The 237-nt window shown below is 51.9% G+C and carries 1 rRNA gene; it reads left to right on the top strand.

Annotated elements, in window-relative coordinates:
* Nucleotides 1-237 (top strand): 23S ribosomal RNA (locus H5S41_RS00480); the annotation flags it as partial.

Genomic DNA, 237 nt, shown 5'->3' with positions numbered 1-237 from the left:
CTGAAACATCTTAGTAGCTGCAGGAAGAGAAAGAAACATCGATTCCCCGAGTAGCGGCGAGCGAAAAGGGAAGAGCCCAAACCAACAAGCTTGCTTGTTGGGGTTGTAGGACTGAACAATAGAGTTACCAAAGTGCGACGTAGTCGCAACAGTTGGGAAGCTGTGCCATAGAGGGTGAGAGCCCCGTAGACGAAACGTCACACTCTCTGTTCAGGATCCTGAGTACGGCGGGACACG

This window comes from Limosilactobacillus albertensis (genome assembly GCF_014145555.1).
In the GTDB taxonomy this organism is placed as follows: domain Bacteria; phylum Bacillota; class Bacilli; order Lactobacillales; family Lactobacillaceae; genus Limosilactobacillus; species Limosilactobacillus albertensis.
The sequence above is the reverse complement of the archived record's forward strand: the minus strand, read 5'-3'. Positions and strand labels throughout refer to the sequence as shown.